Source organism: Bacillus sp. DNRA2, from assembly GCF_012843265.1.
In the GTDB taxonomy this organism is placed as follows: Bacteria; Bacillota; Bacilli; order Bacillales; family Cytobacillaceae; genus Bacillus_BU.
The window spans coordinates 1-491 of the sequence record NZ_JABAIT010000085.1; the positions used below are offsets into that span (position 1 = coordinate 1).

Annotated in this window: 5 tRNA genes; all 5 read right to left on the minus strand. The window is 53.2% G+C overall.

The features are described from left to right. Nucleotides 1–16: 16 nt before the first annotated feature. The 5 genes from HHO41_RS22070 to HHO41_RS22090 all read right to left on the minus strand — a co-directional run bounded on the left by HHO41_RS22070 (nucleotide 17) and on the right by HHO41_RS22090 (nucleotide 469). Nucleotides 17–90, minus strand: a tRNA-Met gene (locus HHO41_RS22070). 23 nt (nucleotides 91–113) lie between these two features. Continuing rightward, nucleotides 114–189: transfer RNA gene (locus HHO41_RS22075), tRNA-Val, on the minus strand. Between the two features lie 12 nt (nucleotides 190–201). After that, a tRNA-Glu gene (locus HHO41_RS22080) sits at nucleotides 202–276 on the minus strand. Nucleotides 277–297: 21 nt separating this feature from the next. Further along, nucleotides 298–389: transfer RNA gene (locus tag HHO41_RS22085), tRNA-Ser, on the minus strand. Between the two features lie 5 nt (nucleotides 390–394). Further along, a tRNA-Asn gene (locus tag HHO41_RS22090) sits at nucleotides 395–469 on the minus strand. Nucleotides 470–491 lie beyond the last annotated feature (22 nt).

Genomic DNA, 491 nt, shown 5'->3' on the forward strand with positions numbered 1-491 from the left:
TACCGGACCATTATGATTGCGGGGGCAGGATTTGAACCTGCGACCTTCGGGTTATGAGCCCGACGAGCTACCGGGCTGCTCCACCCCGCGACGGTAAAATATTGATAAAGTTATGGTGGAGGATGACGGGCTCGAACCGCCGACCCTCTGCTTGTAAGGCAGATGCTCTCCCAGCTGAGCTAATCCTCCATAAGCAAGAAATGGTGACCCCTACGGGATTCGAACCCGTGTTACCGCCGTGAAAGGGCGGTGTCTTAACCGCTTGACCAAGGGGCCATATTATATTTAGAATCTTTATGGCGGAGAGCAAGGGATTTGAACCCTTGAGACAGGGTTACCCGCCTACACGATTTCCAATCGTGCTCCTTCGGCCACTCGGACAGCTCTCCAGAAATGGCTCCGCAGGTAGGACTCGAACCTACGACCGATCGGTTAACAGCCGATTGCTCTACCACTGAGCTACTGCGGAATAGTAAAATTTTTAACAGCCC